The 16071-nt window shown below is 48.5% G+C and carries 18 protein-coding genes; all 18 read left to right on the top strand.

From position 1 onward, the window contains the following. The first annotated feature begins 46 nt into the window (after window positions 1-46). The 18 genes from QMA39_RS12710 (at window position 47) to QMA39_RS12795 (ending at window position 15982) form a co-directional block, all read left to right on the top strand. Window positions 47-583: a manganese efflux pump gene (locus QMA39_RS12710; protein ID WP_027954720.1), complete on the top strand. Its 537-nt coding sequence runs from the start codon at window positions 47-49 to the stop codon at window positions 581-583. Between the two features lie 72 nt (window positions 584-655). Continuing rightward, window positions 656-1264, top strand: coding sequence for a low molecular weight protein arginine phosphatase (locus QMA39_RS12715; RefSeq protein ID WP_281658948.1), 609 nt, complete (start codon window positions 656-658; stop codon window positions 1262-1264). A 119-nt stretch (window positions 1265-1383) separates the two neighbouring features. Continuing rightward, a complete protein-coding gene (gene rpiB, locus QMA39_RS12720; protein ID WP_206933122.1) occupies window positions 1384-1824 on the top strand; it encodes a ribose 5-phosphate isomerase B in 441 nt (146 codons plus the stop codon). A gap of 168 nt (window positions 1825-1992) precedes the next feature. Beyond that, window positions 1993-2532 carry a TIGR01440 family protein gene (locus QMA39_RS12725; protein ID WP_281658990.1) on the top strand — a complete coding sequence of 180 codons (540 nt, stop codon included), beginning with the start codon at window positions 1993-1995 and terminating at the stop codon, window positions 2530-2532. 26 nt (window positions 2533-2558) lie between these two features. Beyond that, window positions 2559-3815, top strand: coding sequence for a serine hydroxymethyltransferase (gene glyA / locus QMA39_RS12730; protein ID WP_281658949.1), 1257 nt, complete (start codon window positions 2559-2561; stop codon window positions 3813-3815). A gap of 200 nt (window positions 3816-4015) precedes the next feature. Beyond that, window positions 4016-4648, top strand: a complete 633-nt coding sequence (gene upp, locus QMA39_RS12735; protein WP_027954725.1) for a uracil phosphoribosyltransferase — start codon at window positions 4016-4018, stop codon at window positions 4646-4648. A 39-nt stretch (window positions 4649-4687) separates the two neighbouring features. Further along, complete coding sequence (gene wecB, locus QMA39_RS12740; protein ID WP_281658950.1) at window positions 4688-5839, top strand: UDP-N-acetylglucosamine 2-epimerase (non-hydrolyzing); 1152 nt, start codon at window positions 4688-4690, stop codon at window positions 5837-5839. A gap of 495 nt (window positions 5840-6334) precedes the next feature. Next, window positions 6335-8491: a S8 family serine peptidase gene (locus tag QMA39_RS12745; protein ID WP_281658951.1), complete on the top strand. Its 2157-nt coding sequence runs from the start codon at window positions 6335-6337 to the stop codon at window positions 8489-8491. 248 nt (window positions 8492-8739) lie between these two features. After that, on the top strand, window positions 8740-8958 hold the full coding sequence (locus tag QMA39_RS12750; protein WP_027954728.1) for an AtpZ/AtpI family protein: 219 nt from the start codon (window positions 8740-8742) through the stop codon (window positions 8956-8958). Between the two features lies 1 nt (window position 8959). After that, complete coding sequence (locus QMA39_RS12755) at window positions 8960-9328, top strand: ATP synthase subunit I (protein WP_027954729.1); 369 nt, start codon at window positions 8960-8962, stop codon at window positions 9326-9328. 24 nt (window positions 9329-9352) lie between these two features. Further along, the gene (gene atpB, locus QMA39_RS12760; protein ID WP_206933127.1) at window positions 9353-10075 is read left to right on the top strand and encodes a F0F1 ATP synthase subunit A; all 723 of its coding nucleotides are present in this window, start codon (window positions 9353-9355) and stop codon (window positions 10073-10075) included. A gap of 51 nt (window positions 10076-10126) precedes the next feature. Next, on the top strand, window positions 10127-10339 hold the full coding sequence (atpE, locus tag QMA39_RS12765; RefSeq protein ID WP_014644824.1) for a F0F1 ATP synthase subunit C: 213 nt from the start codon (window positions 10127-10129) through the stop codon (window positions 10337-10339). A gap of 220 nt (window positions 10340-10559) precedes the next feature. Further along, the gene (gene atpF, locus QMA39_RS12770; RefSeq protein WP_027954731.1) at window positions 10560-11084 is read left to right on the top strand and encodes a F0F1 ATP synthase subunit B; all 525 of its coding nucleotides are present in this window, start codon (window positions 10560-10562) and stop codon (window positions 11082-11084) included. After that, complete coding sequence (locus QMA39_RS12775) at window positions 11081-11629, top strand: F0F1 ATP synthase subunit delta (protein ID WP_027954732.1); 549 nt, start codon at window positions 11081-11083, stop codon at window positions 11627-11629. Before atpF ends, QMA39_RS12775 begins: the two co-directional genes overlap by 4 nt. Before the next feature lie 15 nt (window positions 11630-11644). Further along, window positions 11645-13153 (top strand): F0F1 ATP synthase subunit alpha, encoded by a 1509-nt coding sequence (gene atpA / locus QMA39_RS12780; protein ID WP_027954733.1) that lies wholly within the window; start codon window positions 11645-11647, stop codon window positions 13151-13153. Window positions 13154-13186: 33 nt separating this feature from the next. Further along, window positions 13187-14050, top strand: a complete 864-nt coding sequence (locus QMA39_RS12785) for a F0F1 ATP synthase subunit gamma (protein WP_027954734.1) — start codon at window positions 13187-13189, stop codon at window positions 14048-14050. Window positions 14051-14090: 40 nt separating this feature from the next. Further along, window positions 14091-15503, top strand: a complete 1413-nt coding sequence (gene atpD / locus QMA39_RS12790; RefSeq protein ID WP_027954735.1) for a F0F1 ATP synthase subunit beta — start codon at window positions 14091-14093, stop codon at window positions 15501-15503. Between the two features lie 74 nt (window positions 15504-15577). Beyond that, complete coding sequence (locus tag QMA39_RS12795; RefSeq protein WP_027954736.1) at window positions 15578-15982, top strand: F0F1 ATP synthase subunit epsilon; 405 nt, start codon at window positions 15578-15580, stop codon at window positions 15980-15982. The last annotated feature ends 89 nt before the right edge of the window (window positions 15983-16071 follow it).

Consider the following 16071-nt stretch of genomic DNA (forward strand, 5'->3'; position numbering starts at 1 on the left):
CCTCGCGCATACGATGATACAGCATGTCCGGGGAGGGGGTTTTTCGTTGGAACAATTATCTTCACTGCTGCTGCTTTCCATCGCTTTGGGGTTGGATGCTTTCTCTGTGTCGTTAGGGATAGGAATGCAGGCGGTGCGTATGAGATATGTCCTGCTGACAGGGATGGCCATCGGGCTTTTTCATATTTTCATGCCTGGATTGGGAATGCTTCTCGGACAGTGGTTGTCTGCCGGTGCGAGCGAGTGGGCGGAAATGGCTGGAGGCTTCATGCTGTTCGGTCTCGGTGCCTATACCGTATTTGCTTCATTTACGGAAAAACACGTAGTGTCCTATCGTCTCAGCGGAGTCGGGTTCTGGTTGTTTGCATTAAGTGTCAGTATCGACAGCTTTCCTGTCGGCTTCAGTCTGGGGCTGCGGGAGGCGGATGTGATGATAACAATTGCCTCATTCGGCCTGTTCAGCATGCTGTTGACGTGGACGGGCTTTCTTATAGGAAGAAGGGCCGGAGCTTTCATGGGGATTTACAGCGAGCTCCTGGGAGGCAGTATCCTGTGTGCCCTCGGCCTCTATGCCATCTTTTGAGCATTCTTTCAGGAAGAGAATCCTCTGTGATATGATGGAATAAAACGGATTCTATATGAGGAGAAATTGGAAATGAATATCTTATTTGTATGTACAGGTAATACATGCCGCAGTCCGATAGCAGAAGCGATTCTCAAATCAAAATACGATCAGGACAAGGTGCGTTCTGCAGGGATTTTTGCCGGAAAAGGAGAACCGTTAGCGGAAAACTCCAGCCTCGTTCTACGTGAAATCGACCTGTCACTGAACCACCAGACGAGTCCGGTTTCAGCTGAAACCCTTGAATGGGCAGACCTAGTCCTTACAATGACAGACCGCCATAAGCAGACGCTTGCGATTCAGTATCCTGACCATCAGGACAGGTTCTTCACCCTGAAGGAATACGTACTCATTGATGAAAATCAGTGGGGGGAATTGAAAGAACTGTACAGCCATTTTGAAGAAAAGCGAGCAAGCCTGCTCGCCAAATACCATCATCTTAATGATGAAGAACTCGAATCCAGACTCCGTGAAGAGCTGGACGATGAGATCAGACGGATTGAACGTTTGGAAAGACAACTCCCGGATGTGAATATTACGGATCCGTTCGGGGGAAGCCTGAATGTATATCGGAGGACCAGGGATGAACTCAGCCGCCACATCGACGTTCTCGTAGACAAGCTGAAGGATGAGCAGTCATAAAAAAACGGGCCCCTTCGGGGGACGTGTATACATAAGGATTTCCCTTCTTTCTATTCATTGACAGTCCTATAGGAAACTGGCACGATATAGTGGAATGTAGAAGAGGGGAGTGTCCGTAAATGAAAGTCATTCTTGCCTCCGATCACGGCGGTGTGAATTTACGTAGAGAAGTAGCAGAGGTCCTGACAGAACTGGACGTGACGTTTGAGGATGCCGGCTGTGATTGTGAAGGATCGGTGGATTATCCGGATTACGCGATACCGGCAGCGGAGCGCGTAGCGGCCGGTGAATTTGATAAAGCCATTTTAATCTGTGGGACGGGCATCGGGATGTCCATTTCCGCAAATAAAGTGAAAGGTATCCGAGCTGCCTTGGTGCATGATTTATTTACGGCAAAGGTCACACGCGAACATAATGACTCCAATGTCCTGTGCATGGGAGAGCGCGTCATCGGGCCAGGCCTGGCGAGGGAAATTGCCAGAACGTGGGTATCTACAGATTTCGAGGCTGGTCGTCACGAAAGACGTGTAAGTAAGATTGCCGAATATGAAAATAAGTAATACAATGGGATATAGAAATGCGGAGGTCTTACAGCTTTCGCTGCGATAAAAAAGGAGGAGCAGAATCAGCTTCTCCTTTTTTATCATAAAGCCTGTGTTACCGGTGTTCCGGGTACTTACCAAAGGAGGTGCGGGGAAATGGCGCAATGGAATCATGTGGAGAATGATATGAAGCAGCTGACAGATGAGCTGCTTGAATCTGATATTCTTCAGAAGGGTGTGTTTGTAGTCGGTTGTTCGACCAGTGAAATTGCCGGGGAGCGTATCGGCACATCCGGCAGCGAGGCGATCGCCGAATCTGTTTTTCATGCTTTGCTGGACATTCAGTCTGTCGACGGTGTCGACCTGGCTTTTCAATGTTGTGAACATTTGAACAGGGCTCTGGTGGTGGAACGCTCCGTACTTGAGCGTGAGCGGCTGCGGGAAGTTGCGGCGGTTCCTGTTCCGAAGGCGGGAGGATCGATGGCTGCCTATGCCTTTAAGCATTTGAAGGACCCAGTCCTTGTTGAAGCCGTAGAGGCAGCGGGAGGTCTGGATATCGGAGACACGCTGATCGGCATGCATTTGAAGCGGGTGGCTGTTCCTGTCCGATTAAAGCAGAAAACAGTGGGACAAGCCCACATGACAGCAGCTAAAACCCGGCCTCCACTCATCGGTGGAGCACGGGCGGTGTATGAAAGGGATACAGAAGGATCGTTTTGTGACTAAGAGCCATGAAAGGGGAACGAAATACGATGAATCATGTAAAAACAGCAGATGCAGAAATCTTTGCCGCGATGGAGAATGAAAGACAACGCCAACAGGATAATATTGAACTGATTGCCTCTGAAAACTTTGTTTCTGAAGCCGTCATGGAAGCCATGGGTTCTGTACTCACGAACAAATATGCAGAAGGGTACCCAGGGCGCCGCTACTACGGCGGCTGTGAGCACGTGGACGTCGTGGAAAACCTTGCACGCGATCGTGCCAAAGAATTGTTTGGAGCGGAACACGTAAACGTTCAGCCCCACTCCGGAGCTCAGGCAAATATGGCTGTTTACTTTACAGTATTGGAGCACGGCGATACTGTACTCGGCATGAACCTCAGCCATGGTGGTCACTTAACACACGGCAGTCCAGTGAACTTCAGTGGGAAGCTGTACAACTTTGAAGAGTACGGCGTTGATGAAAACGATCAGAAAATCGATTATGACGCTGTGCTTGCAAAAGCCAAAGAAGTCCAGCCGAAGCTGATTGTTGCTGGTGCCAGTGCCTATCCGAGAGAAATCGATTTTGCAAAATTCCGGGAGATTGCTGATGAAGTGGGTGCCTACCTGATGGTGGATATGGCTCACATTGCAGGACTTGTAGCATCCGGCCTTCATCCAAACCCTGTTCCTCACGCCCAGTTTGTAACAACTACGACCCACAAGACTCTTCGTGGTCCTCGTGGTGGAATGATCCTCTGTGAAAAAGAGTTTGCGAAGAAAATTGACAAGAACGTTTTCCCTGGTATGCAGGGCGGCCCGCTTATGCATATCATCGCAGCGAAGGCGGTCTCCTTTAAAGAAGCGCTGCAGCCTGAATTCAAACAGTATTCCCGCCAGGTGATTGCTAATGCCAAGCACCTTGGAGAGGCTCTAGTAAATAAAGGTGTGGATATTGTTTCCGGCGGAACGGACAACCATTTGCTGTTACTGGACTTAAGAGGCAAGGAGTTGACCGGGAAAGTCGTTGAGAAATCCTTGGATGCCATTGGACTGACAACGAACAAAAACGCCATTCCGTTTGACCCTGAGAGTCCCTTCGTTACGAGCGGCATCCGGATCGGAACAGCTGCCGTCACAAGCCGTGGCTTCAAGGAAGCGGAAATGGAAGAAATCGCAGATCTGATTGCCTTCACCCTTGACCACCATGAAGATGAAGAGAAAATGAAAGAAGCAGAGAAGCGCGTTCGTGCACTCACTTCCCGCTTTCCTCTATACCAGACGTTAAATTATTCGTCCATCTGACACGAAGAGCTGCCTGTATACAGGCAGCTCTTTCTTTATGGATTCTTTTCCTTTTCCATCCATCTGTGAATGATTATCCTATGCTGTTCATAAAGGAAATTAACATTTTGTAAGGAAATCGAAATGAAATCCGGGTTGCAGGAGAGAGGCTTTTTCAGTACAATTTAAAGGATGTAAATTTTGAGAAGGAGTGAATGGCAATGGCAAACGTTTATGTACTGGATCACCCTTTGATTCAACATAAGTTGACCTACATACGTAAAAAAGAGACGGGGACGAAAGACTTTCGTGAGCTCGTGGATGAAGTAGCTGCTCTTATGGCTTTTGAAATCACACGCGATCTTCCATTGGAAGAAGTTGAAATTGATACGCCTGTTGTGGAACAGGCGAGAGCGAAAGTGCTGACAGGGAAGAAAATCGGCCTTGTTCCTATTTTACGTGCAGGCTTGGGTATGGTGGATGGAATTATACAATTGATTCCAGCTGCGAAAATCGGTCACGTTGGACTATATCGTGATCCTGAGACGCTGAAGCCGGTGGAGTATTATGTCAAACTTCCAAGTGATATCGAAGAACGTGAACTGATTGTCATCGATCCGATGCTGGCCACAGGCGGATCTGCCAATGAAGCAATCCACTCCTTGAAGAAACGTGGAGCACGCCAAATCCGCCTGATGTGCCTTGTAGCGGCGCCTGAAGGTGTAGAAGCTGTTCAGGCAGAGCACCCGGATGTTGATATCTACCTGGCAGCCCTTGATGAAAAACTGAATGAAAAAGGCTATATTGTCCCTGGTCTCGGCGACGCCGGCGACCGTCTATATGGCACAAAGTAAACGTACGGCTACTATTCCTCAAAAGAAGGAGGGAGCACCATGGCAGAGCGAATTAAAGTAATGACCATTTTTGGCACAAGACCGGAAGCTATCAAAATGGCTCCGCTTGTATTGGAATTGAAAAAACGCAGTGACGAGTTTGAGCCGATTGTAACAGTAACCGCTCAGCACCGCGAAATGCTGGATCAGGTGCTGACGATCTTTGACATCACTCCTGATTATGATCTGGATATTATGAAAGACCGGCAGACACTCGCCCAGGTAACGACGAGGGCGCTGGAAGGTCTGGATAACGTCATGAAGGAAACAAAGCCGGATGTTGTTCTGGTGCACGGAGATACGACCACAACATTCGCTGCTTCCCTTGCAGCCTATTACAATCAGATTCCTGTCGGGCACGTGGAGGCTGGACTTCGCACGTGGAATAAGTACTCGCCGTTCCCGGAAGAAATGAACAGACAGCTGACAGGTGTCATGGCAGATCTTCATTTTGCTCCGACGAACAAGTCCAGGGATAACCTGATCGCTGAGAATAAATCAGAGGACCATATTTTCGTAACCGGAAATACGGCCATCGATGCACTGCAGACGACCGTCCGGGAAGATTATCAATCGGCTGTACTGGATGAAGTCGGCTCCAAGCGTCTTGTGCTAATGACGGCGCACCGCAGGGAAAACCTCGGTAACAATATGGAGCAGATGTTCAGAGCGATTAAGCGCCTTGTTCAGGAACACGAAGATATTGAAGTCGTCTATCCAGTTCATCTGAATCCAGTTGTCAAAGAAACGGCGGACAGCATTCTTGGTGATGATGACCGGATTAAATTGATTGATCCTCTTGATGTCATCGACTTTCATAACTTTGCTTCCCGTGCACATTTGATTCTGACCGATTCCGGCGGTGTGCAGGAAGAAGCACCGTCTCTCGGTGTACCTGTCCTTGTCCTTCGTGATACGACTGAACGTCCGGAGGGGATTGAAGCAGGTACGTTAAAACTTGCCGGAACAGATGAAGACCATATTTTCCACCTTGCTCATGAACTTCTATCTGAGGATGAGAAGCATGAACAGATGGCGAAGGCGTCCAACCCTTATGGAGATGGACAAGCATCTGCGCGCATTGCAGAAGCCATCCAATATTATTTCGGCCGCAGGCAGGAAAAGCCGGCAGCTTTTGAAATTGACGAATAAAAAAGGAAGCTGAGCTCATTCGGGCTCAGCTTTCAGTCTGTAGAAAAAGTTCGTCCTATCCAGTTAGAGTTGTCCGTATGTCATGTTGAGAGGGCACGTTCCGCTTATCGGTGGATGCTTGCCGCGGGCACGGCCTCAGCTAACTTGGTCAAGAAAACCATTAGACCAAGTGGATCTTCGGCTCGCACTGTTCCCACAGGCGTCACCACCGAACGCTCCTCGTGCCGATGCCTGTGGGGAGACAGCTTTATCCTATGATAAAAGAGAACGTTGAGCGTAGCTCCTTCGCCATTTCAAAAGAACAGTACAAGCTGCGTTACTGCCGCTTTGAGGAAATCCTATCCATGACCAAGTATTGGTGATCGCTCCTTTGGAGTCACTAGAAGAAAGGTTTCTCTACAAGCTGGAAGCTGAGCTCATTCGAGCTCAGCTTTTTTTATGGAAGTATAATCGTTCTTTACTGGCAGAAGCTATCATAAAAAGGAGCGCACCGTTATGAAACTTTTGGTTCCGATAATGTCTGTCTTCCTGATGGTTTCAGGCTTTCGTGCTCCGGAGCCCGATGAAGAGGTCACCATCATCATAGAGGTGGAACAGCCCGTGGCAGAGTTTGTTGATGAACTGGAGCGGACGTTTCCGAGGCTTGAAGTTGTCGCCCGATATGACACTTTGTTGAATGCCGCAGCCGTTAAGGGCCCGGTGAATGAACTTGAAAAGGCAGCGAGGATGGAAACGGTCAGGAACCAGCACGCTGTTACCCAGTATCAGACCCTCGCCACAGACGAAATCCCCTACTCCACCCACACTCTTCGTAACGAGATGCAGACTTCCTATACAGGGAAGGGCGTGAAAGTGGGGGTGATTGATACCGGTGTGGATTACACCCACCCTGATTTAACGAAGAATTATCAGGGAGGCTACGACACCGTGGACTTTGATGATGATCCAATGGAAACAGAAGGAGAGGGTGCGACGATCCACGGCACACATGTAGCCGGAGTCATTGCTGCTGATGGAGAGATGAAGGGGATGGCTCCTGATGCTGATCTGTATGCTTATCGAGCACTCGGTCCAGGAGGGATGGGAACGTCTGTCCAGGTCATCGCCGCACTAGAAGAAGCTGTGGAAGATGGTATGGACGTCATCAACCTTTCACTCGGGAATGATGTGAACGGTCCGGATTGGCCGACGACGCATGCTGTCAACAAAGCCGTTGAAATGGGGGCTGTCGTTGTAGCTGCCGCAGGGAATTCAGGTCCGGATGCGTGGACAGTCGGTTCACCGGCCACTTCCAGCCTTGCCGTAACCGTCGGAGCCTCCTCTATGAAAACAGAAGTCCCAGCCCTGAAGATCCCTGGTGAAAAACAGAGTATAAACATCCAGACACTTTCCGGCTCTGTTCCCTGGTCGCTGAAAAAAAAGTATCCGGTCGTTTATGCAGGGACAGGGGAGAAAGAGATGACTGATGCCCGTGGGCACATCGTCTTGTTTGAGCGTGGAGGGCTGCCTTTTTTCGAAAAAGCCTTAAAGGCGTATCAAGCGGGAGCGGAGGCTGTGCTCATCTACAATCATGAAGAGGGTTCATTCAGTGGCGGGCTGAATGGAAGCAGGATCCCGATTCCGGCAGCGTCGTTGACAAAGAAGGAAGGGCTGTGGCTGAAGGAAAAGGCCGTCGAGCAGAACCAATGGGTCGAAACCGTCATGCTTCCGGAGGATGAGCAAGTGGCTCCATTCAGTTCACGCGGGCCTGTTACAACAAACTGGGAGGTCAAACCTGATCTCCTTGCACCTGGTGTAGCTGTATGGAGTACAATCCCGGGCGGTTATACATCTCTGCAGGGTACGAGTATGGCCGCCCCGCACATTGCCGGTGCGGCAGCCTTGTTGAAGGAAGCGCATCCGGACTGGACGCCGAAAGAAATCAAGAGTGCGTTGGTAAGTACAGCGGATGTGATGGAGGGAAAAGGAGAGTCATTTCTTCCGACGGAACAGGGCGCAGGTGTATTTAATATGAAGGAAGCTCTTCAACCGCCGCTTCTTTTTCATCAGGAGGACATGGTCATTGGAAAAGTTGAAGGGCGACTGGAGCGAAAAAACCTTGCATTAACCTTGGAAAACCGAACCGACGAAGCTGTAGAGGTCCGGTTTCAACAACCGGAGAGAAAACAGGGGGAGACATGGGAGCTGCCGCTGCCATTCCGTCTTGAAGGAAATGAAACAAAGGAAGTCAGCATAGGACTTGGGTTGAATGGATCGTTCCTGGACGACGGCGTGCAGGAAGGGTACGTGTCCTTTCAAGCAGGTGGGGTGCCTTATCATGTTCCTTATATGTACGTGAATCAGAAATCGACCTATGAATGGGTTTCAGGATTTGAGTTCACCCAAAGGTGGCCGGCTGGGGAAAAGGCCGAATACCGTTTTCACCTTTCGGATCCCGTGGATGGTATTGTTATTGACCTGTATCGTGCGGGGACGATGATGTGGGCAGCCACTCTTGTGGAGCTGGGGGAACAGGAAGCCGGCATGGTGGAAGGGGAAGTCTCTGTCAAGAATCAGGATCTGGCAGGGATGTATACAGCAGTGGTGGAAATTGTGCATGGCGGGGAGAAGGCAAGCTATGCTTTCCCTGTATATATAGAAGGGAATCGATAAAAAAAGCACCGCAGAACGAGGTTCTGTGGTGCTTATCTGTGGCTTTGGAATCGTGGTTATTTTTATGCAGGAAGATTGTGTCACAATTGTGACGGAAATGTGATCGAACGGTGTCAATCCTTTGTATTTTTAATCACAAACACATTGACATGAAACCACCCCTATTGTATTCTTACATAGTGTGGAATGATAAGGTTTTCATAGGTGACTTGCAGATGCCATCCTGAAAGTGGAAGGGAAGGAAATGATTGAAAAAATACGATCCTCCTTTTAAAGCGATGGCGCTGACCAGCAGTATCCTTTCCCAGCTTGCAGGCGGTCCGCTCGCAGGTGTTTTTTTAGGGAAATGGGTGGACAGTCACTATTCCACTGAACCCACATTCTTAATCATTGGATTATTCCTTGGGTTAGGTGCAGGTACATATGGAACCATTCATTTAGTACGGACGTATACGGGAGACGATTAACATGCAAGGATATCATCAGATGATTACCCGTCAGCGAAAATGGATGTTCTACCTTCTGGCATTATTTGTACTTGGTTGGGGGATTACCCCTTGGCAGCCAATTTTCCTTGGACTTCTGCTTGGAAGTGCATTGAGCTACTACAACCTCTGGCTCATGCAGAGAAAGATCCGCAAATTAGGAGAAGCTTCCTCAGACAACCGCTCCGTAAGAGGGATTGGCACATTTACGCGACTGGCTTCCGGCGCTTTAGCTGCAGTCATCGCCCTTCAATATGAAGAATATTTCCATTTAATTTCTGTAGTTCTGGGCTTAATGACAGCCTACATTGTCATTTTGATAGATTATCTGTTCAATAAATCAACAGTATAGCATGATGGAAGGCAGGTGAACAGTTTGAATCATGAAGCACCGATTTTAGAGGATGCGTTTGGTATTGGTTGGCTGGATTTTAACTTATCAAACGTTCTGATGATGTTTGTCGCATCATTGATTGTCTTTATCCTCGGCGTAGCGGCAACACGTAACATGAAGCGTTATCCTAAAGGTTACCAAAACTTCATGGAATGGCTCATCGATTTCATTAAAGGGATCATAGGGTCCAACATGGACTGGAGGACAGGTAGGTTATTCCTGCCGCTTGGGTTGACATTATTCGCCTACATATTTGTGGCCAACATGCTTGGGGTCGTCACGAATGGTGTAGTAGGACACACTCTCTGGTGGAAATCTCCGACAGCAGATCCGGGTATCACATTAACCCTGGCTACCCTCGTCGTCGTATTGTCCCACTATTATGGCGTTAAGTTGAGAGGCGGGAAGGAATATGCCAAAGGCTTTGTCCGTCCGCTGCCATTCTTATTGCCATTTAAGATTATTGAGGAGTTCTCCAACACGCTGACACTTGGTCTGCGTCTTTACGGGAACATCTATGCTGGTGAAATTCTGTTGAGCTTATTGGTTGGATTGGCAACAACAGGCGTCGGCGGTTTCCTTGGTGCTACGGTACCGATGGTTGCGTGGATGGGCTTTAGTACGTTTATTGGTTTCATCCAGGCGTTTATTTTCGTTATGTTAACGATGGTCTACATGTCTCACAAGGTGAGCGAAGATCATTAATATAAAGCATCATAAACAAATTTTTTTAAAATATTGAGGAGGATTTTCATTATGGGTCTTTTAGCAGCTGCAATTGCAGTAGGTTTAGCAGCACTGGGTGCTGGTATTGGTAACGGTCTAATCGTAAGTCGTACAGTCGAAGGTATCGCGCGTCAGCCGGAACTCCGCAGTGCTCTTCAAACAACGATGTTCATCGGTGTTGCACTAGTCGAGGCGATTCCTATCATCGGCGTAGTTATTGCATTCATCGTAATGGGACAATAATCAGGACGAGTATATACGCTTTTGGCGAAGTTCAACTCAATCGATCTTCGCCTTTCCTTTATACTTTATGAAAACTTTATACCCGCAAGTCACAGGAGGAAAACTTCGACGGAAGCTGTACAGCCAGCGGAAGCCGGGTTTTTCGCTTGTCTAGCCTCAGCCATACTGGATGGGGACAGGCAGCTTTCGTGATGATTTGGTGTGGAGAGGAGTGAAAACTGTGCAAGGATTCGCAGCTAATCTGGTCCTCGGTGCTGAGGGAGGACTGTTAATCGGTGATATGATCGTTCAGCTTGTTTTCTTCCTTGGTCTTCTTGCCCTGTTAGGGAAGTTTGCTTGGGGACCATTGATGAAAATGATGAAAGATCGTGAAGATTATGTAGCCAATGAAATAAATACGGCTGAGAAAAGCCGTGAAGAAGCTCACCGTATGCAGCGTGAAGCTTCAGATGAACTGAAGGCCACTCGTCAGGATGCACAGAAGATTATCGAAGATGCTCGCAAGACGGCGGGAGAGCAGGAACGTGATATTCTCGATTCTGCCCGTGCGGAAGCTGAGCGCCTGAAGGAATCAGCGCGTCAGGAAATCGAGCAGGAGAAAGAAAAAGCCGTTCAGGCTCTTAAAGATCAGGTGGCAGGCATGTCTGTCATGATCGCTTCCAAAGTGATTGAAAAAGAACTTTCTGAAAAAGATCAGGAAGCTTTGATCAACCAGTATATCGATGAGGCAGGCGAGAAGCGATGAGTCAGTCGATCATTGCCCACCGTTATGCCGATGCTCTTTTTCAGCTGGGACAGGAAAGATCCAAGCTGGAGAAGTTTGAAACAGAACTGCAGACGCTGAAAGAAGTATTCCGAAGCAGTGAAGAGATCATCTCTTTTCTTAAGCACCCTCGTTTCTCCATCGATCAAAAGAAGACAATGATCGCCGAGTCTTTTCAGTCCTTCTCTGAAGAGATCGTGAACTTATTGAAACTTTTGGTGGAGAGACACCGTGAGGATATTATTCTGGATATGATCCAGGATTACATTCGGATGATGAATGATGCCAAAGGAATTGCAGATGCGGATGTCTACTCTGTTCGTCAGCTTTCCGAAGCTGAAAAACAGCGTATATCCGAATCTTTTGCACCGAAAGTCGGGAAGCAATCCTTGAACCTGACAAATATCGTAGACCCCTCCATTATCGGCGGCATCCGCCTGCGTGTAGGGAATCGCATTTTTGATGGTTCTGTCAGTGGAAAACTGCGCCGTATAGAACGGAAGCTTCTTTCCACGAACAATAGATGATAGGGGTGAAATCGCATGAGCATCAAAGCTGAAGAAATCAGTGCGCTGATTAAACAGCAGATTGAAAACTATGAATCAGATATAGAAGTCAATGATGTGGGGACTGTTATCGAAGTGGGTGACGGTATTGCCCGTGCTCATGGCCTTGATAATGTCATGGCTGGTGAGCTCGTTGAATTCTCAAACGGTGTCATGGGACTGGCACAGAACTTGGAAGAAAGTAACGTTGGTCTTGTCATTCTTGGACCATATACAGATATTAAAGAGGGCGATGAAGTACGCCGTACCGGTCGTATCATGCAGGTTCCCGTAGGTGAGGAACTGCTTGGCCGTGTCGTCAACCCGCTTGGCCAGCCGGTCGATGGTCTTGGCCCGATTGAAACTGGCAAAACCCGCCCAATTGAATCTCCTGCACCAGGAGTTATGGATCGTAAATCCGTAGATGAGCCGCTTCAAACGGGAATCAAGGCGATTGACGCCCTTGTACCTATTGGGCGTGGCCAGCGTGAGCTGATCATCGGAGACCGTCAGACAGGTAAAACATCTGTAGCGATCGACGCGATCATTAACCAGCACGACCAGGATATGGTTTGTATTTATGTAGCCATCGGACAAAAAGAATCCACTGTCCGCGGAACAGTAGAAACGCTGCGCCGCCATGGTGCTCTTGATTACACGATTGTCGTTACAGCAAGTGCTTCCCAGCCTGCTCCACTCTTGTACCTTGCTCCATATGCTGGTGTATCCATGGGTGAGGAATTCATGTACAACGGCAAGCACGTTCTTGTTGTTTATGATGACCTATCCAAGCAGGCAGCTGCTTATCGTGAACTTTCCCTGCTTCTTCGCCGCCCGCCGGGTCGTGAAGCATTCCCGGGAGACGTTTTCTATCTGCACTCCCGTCTGCTTGAGCGTGCAGCTAAGCTTAGTGATGCCAAAGGCGGCGGCTCTTTGACAGCCCTTCCTTTCGTTGAAACCCAAGCCGGTGATATTTCGGCGTATATCCCGACGAACGTTATCTCCATCACGGATGGCCAGATCTTCCTTCAGTCGGACTTGTTCTTCTCAGGTGTACGTCCAGCCATCAACGCTGGTTTGTCCGTATCCCGTGTAGGTGGTTCAGCCCAGATCAAAGCGATGAAGAAAGTAGCCGGTACGCTAAGGCTTGACCTTGCTTCCTTCCGTGAACTTGAGGCTTTCGCCCAGTTCGGATCTGATCTGGATAAATCCACACAGGCGAAGCTGAACCGCGGTGCCCGTACGGTAGAAGTTCTGAAACAGGGTCTTCACCAGCCACTGGCAGTTGAAAAGCAGGTTATGATCATTTATGCCCTGACAAAAGGTTTCTTGGATGAAATTCCAACCGAAGACATCACACGCTTTGAAGCGGAATTCCACAACTGGCTGGATAACAACCGCAAAGAACTGCTTAGTCAGATCCGTGAAACAGGTAAGCTTGCGGAAGACGATGATATGAGCGGTGCTGTGAATGAATTCAAGAAAACATTCGTCGTTTCTGAATAAATGAATCATAGCAGGAAAGGGTGGTGAAACAGCGTGGCGTCCCTTAGAGATATTAAAGGCCGGATTACGTCTACCAAAAAGACGAAACAAATCACAAAGGCGATGGAAATGGTCTCAGCCTCTAAAATGAACCGTGCGGAACAGAATGCTAGAAATTATGTTCCGTACAGTGAAAAAATTGAGGAAGTTGTATCAAGCATCGCCCAGGGTGGTGGAGACGCAAGTCATCCAATGCTTGAAGCGCGTGATGTGAAGAAGACCGGTTACCTTGTCATCACATCGGACAGGGGACTCGCAGGTGCTTTCAACAGCAGCATTCTGCGCCGTGTCTACCAGCAGATCCGCAGTAAGCATACATCCGCTGATGAATATACGTTGATTACAATCGGACGTATTGGCCGTGATTTCTTCCGTAAACGTAATATGCCTGTCGATATGGATATTACAGGCGTGTCCGATCAGCCGGACTTTGCCGACATTAAGGACATTGCATCCAATACCGTTCAATTGTATACCGACGAACGGATTGATCAGCTCTATATCTTCTATAATCACTACGTCAGTGCGATCACTCAGGAAGTGACGGAGAAGAAAATTCTGCCATTGACGGATTTGAATACAGAAGGAAAAGCAGGACGGAGCTCTTATGAGTATGAGCCGAATCAGGAAGAAATTCTTGAAGTACTGCTTCCTCAGTATGCTGAGAGTTTAATTTACGGGGCTCTTCTTGATAGTAAAGCAAGTGAGCACGCAGCCCGTATGACAGCCATGAAGAGTGCGACAGACAATGCCGATGAGCTTATCGGGGATCTGACGCTCTCCTATAACCGTGCCCGTCAGGCTGCAATAACCCAGGAAATTACCGAGATTGTCGGCGGAGCCGCAGCCCTCGAATAGAAACTCTCGGATTTTTAAAAGTAAGTTAGGAGGGAAAACGATGAGTAATGGACGCGTAACCCAGATTATGGGACCCGTTGTTGACGTTACATTCGATGATGGACATCTCCCAGATATTAATAACGCGCTTCATGTTCGCTACGAAGCGAAAAATGAAAACGAAAAAAGCGTCGACCTTACTTTAGAGGTTGCCTTGCACCTAGGTGACAATACGGTTCGTACCGTTGCCATGTCATCAACGGATGGTGTCATGCGTGGAACGTCAGTAACAGATGCCGGTAAACCGATTTCTGTACCTGTCGGAGAAGTAACCCTTGGACGTGTATTCAACGTAGAGGGCGGAACCATCGATTTAGATGAGCCGCTTCCTGCTGATGTGCGTCGTGACCCAATCCACCGTGAAGCTCCTAAGTTTGAAAACCTTGCCACAGAGACTGAAATTCTGGAAACAGGAATTAAAGTCGTTGACCTTCTTGCCCCTTATGTTAAAGGTGGTAAGATCGGCTTGTTTGGTGGAGCCGGTGTAGGTAAAACCGTATTGATTCAGGAACTGATCAATAACATCGCTCAGGAACATGGCGGTATCTCTGTATTCGCTGGTGTTGGTGAGCGTACCCGTGAAGGAAACGATCTTTACTGGGAAATGACAGATTCTGGAGTTATTAAGAAAACAGCCATGGTATTCGGACAGATGAACGAACCGCCTGGTGCACGTATGCGTGTAGCCCTTTCCGGACTGACAATGGCTGAGTACTTCCGTGACGAGCAGGGACAGGACGTACTGTTCTTCATTGATAACATCTTCCGTTTCACGCAGGGTGGTCTTGAAGTGTCTGCCCTTCTGGGACGTATGCCGTCAGCCGTAGGTTACCAGCCGACGCTGGCAACGGAAATGGGACAGCTCCAGGAGCGTATCACATCAACGGATAAAGGTTCTGTAACGTCAATCCAGGCTATTTATGTTCCTGCCGATGACTATACAGACCCGGCCCCTGCGACAACATTCGCACACCTTGATGCGACGACGAACCTTGAGCGTAAGCTTTCCGAGCAGGGAATCTACCCGGCGGTGGATCCGCTGGCTTCTACTTCCCGCGCACTTGATGCGGATATCGTGGGAGAAGAGCACTACAATGTAGCCCGTGAAGTTCAGCGTACGCTTCAGCGTTACAAAGAGCTTCAGGATATCATTGCCATCCTCGGTATGGATGAGCTTTCTGATGAAGATAAACAGACCGTGTCCCGTGCACGTCGTGTCCAGTTCTTCCTTTCTCAGAACTTCCACGTAGCCGAGCAGTTCACCGGACAGCCGGGATCTTATGTCCCTGTTGCTGAAACGGTGAAAGGCTTCCAGGAAATCCTCGACGGTAAGTACGATGATATTCCTGAAGATGCCTTCCGACTAGTTGGACGCATCGAAGAAGTCGTTGAGAAATCAAAACAAATGCAATAAACAACTCTGAAGGTTAAGGTGCTCCCCATGGAGCATCTTACACCTTTTCATGAGATCGCCAAGGAGGAATACGTATGAGCACACTAACGGTGAGTGTAGTCACTCCTGACGGCCCGGTGTTGGAAGATGCATTTGAAATGGTAAGCTGTAAGGCAGAGAGCGGTGAACTTGGAGTCCTTCCGGGACATATTCCAATGGTGGCGCCTTTGACCATCAGTGCTGTCCGTCTAAAAGGCGAAGGTAGATCTGAACGAATTGCTGTCAGCGGCGGTTTTTTAGAAGTGCGTCCGGATAAAGTAACCATCCTTGCGCAGTCTGCTGAAAAACCAACGGATATAGATGCCGATCGTGCCCGTATGGCTAAAGAACGTGCAGAACGACGCCTTCAGGATAAGCAGGCCGACATTGATTTCCAACGGGCTGAAATGGCCCTTAAGCGAGCCATTAATCGTTTAGATGTTATTGAAAACAATTTTTAACTGCTTTCATTATGAGAGCAGTTTTTTTGTGAAAAGCTTAAGACAGTCAGATGGGTTGTCATTTCCCTGTAACTATGATGGAATATAGG

This window comes from Halobacillus sp. Cin3, assembly GCF_947311855.1.
GTDB lineage: Bacteria > Bacillota > Bacilli > Bacillales > Halobacillaceae > Halobacillus > Halobacillus kuroshimensis.

Excerpts from the sequence above, each read along its gene's own strand:
- QMA39_RS12775 (WP_027954732.1), top strand. The coding sequence starts at position 11,081 with ATGAGTCAGTCGATCATTGCCCACCGTTATGCCGATGCTCTTTTTCAG.
- upp (WP_027954725.1), top strand. The coding sequence starts at position 4,016 with ATGGCAAACGTTTATGTACTGGATCACCCTTTGATTCAACATAAGTTG.
- glyA (WP_281658949.1), top strand. The coding sequence starts at position 2,559 with ATGAATCATGTAAAAACAGCAGATGCAGAAATCTTTGCCGCGATGGAG.
- atpD (WP_027954735.1), top strand. The coding sequence starts at position 14,091 with ATGAGTAATGGACGCGTAACCCAGATTATGGGACCCGTTGTTGACGTT.
- QMA39_RS12725 (WP_281658990.1), top strand. The coding sequence starts at position 1,993 with ATGAAGCAGCTGACAGATGAGCTGCTTGAATCTGATATTCTTCAGAAG.
- QMA39_RS12755 (WP_027954729.1), top strand. The coding sequence starts at position 8,960 with ATGCAAGGATATCATCAGATGATTACCCGTCAGCGAAAATGGATGTTC.
- rpiB (WP_206933122.1), top strand. The coding sequence starts at position 1,384 with ATGAAAGTCATTCTTGCCTCCGATCACGGCGGTGTGAATTTACGTAGA.
- atpE (WP_014644824.1), top strand. The coding sequence starts at position 10,127 with ATGGGTCTTTTAGCAGCTGCAATTGCAGTAGGTTTAGCAGCACTGGGT.
- atpA (WP_027954733.1), top strand. The coding sequence starts at position 11,645 with ATGAGCATCAAAGCTGAAGAAATCAGTGCGCTGATTAAACAGCAGATT.
- wecB (WP_281658950.1), top strand. The coding sequence starts at position 4,688 with ATGGCAGAGCGAATTAAAGTAATGACCATTTTTGGCACAAGACCGGAA.
- QMA39_RS12795 (WP_027954736.1), top strand. The coding sequence starts at position 15,578 with ATGAGCACACTAACGGTGAGTGTAGTCACTCCTGACGGCCCGGTGTTG.
- QMA39_RS12715 (WP_281658948.1), top strand. The coding sequence starts at position 656 with ATGAATATCTTATTTGTATGTACAGGTAATACATGCCGCAGTCCGATA.
- QMA39_RS12745 (WP_281658951.1), top strand. The coding sequence starts at position 6,335 with ATGAAACTTTTGGTTCCGATAATGTCTGTCTTCCTGATGGTTTCAGGC.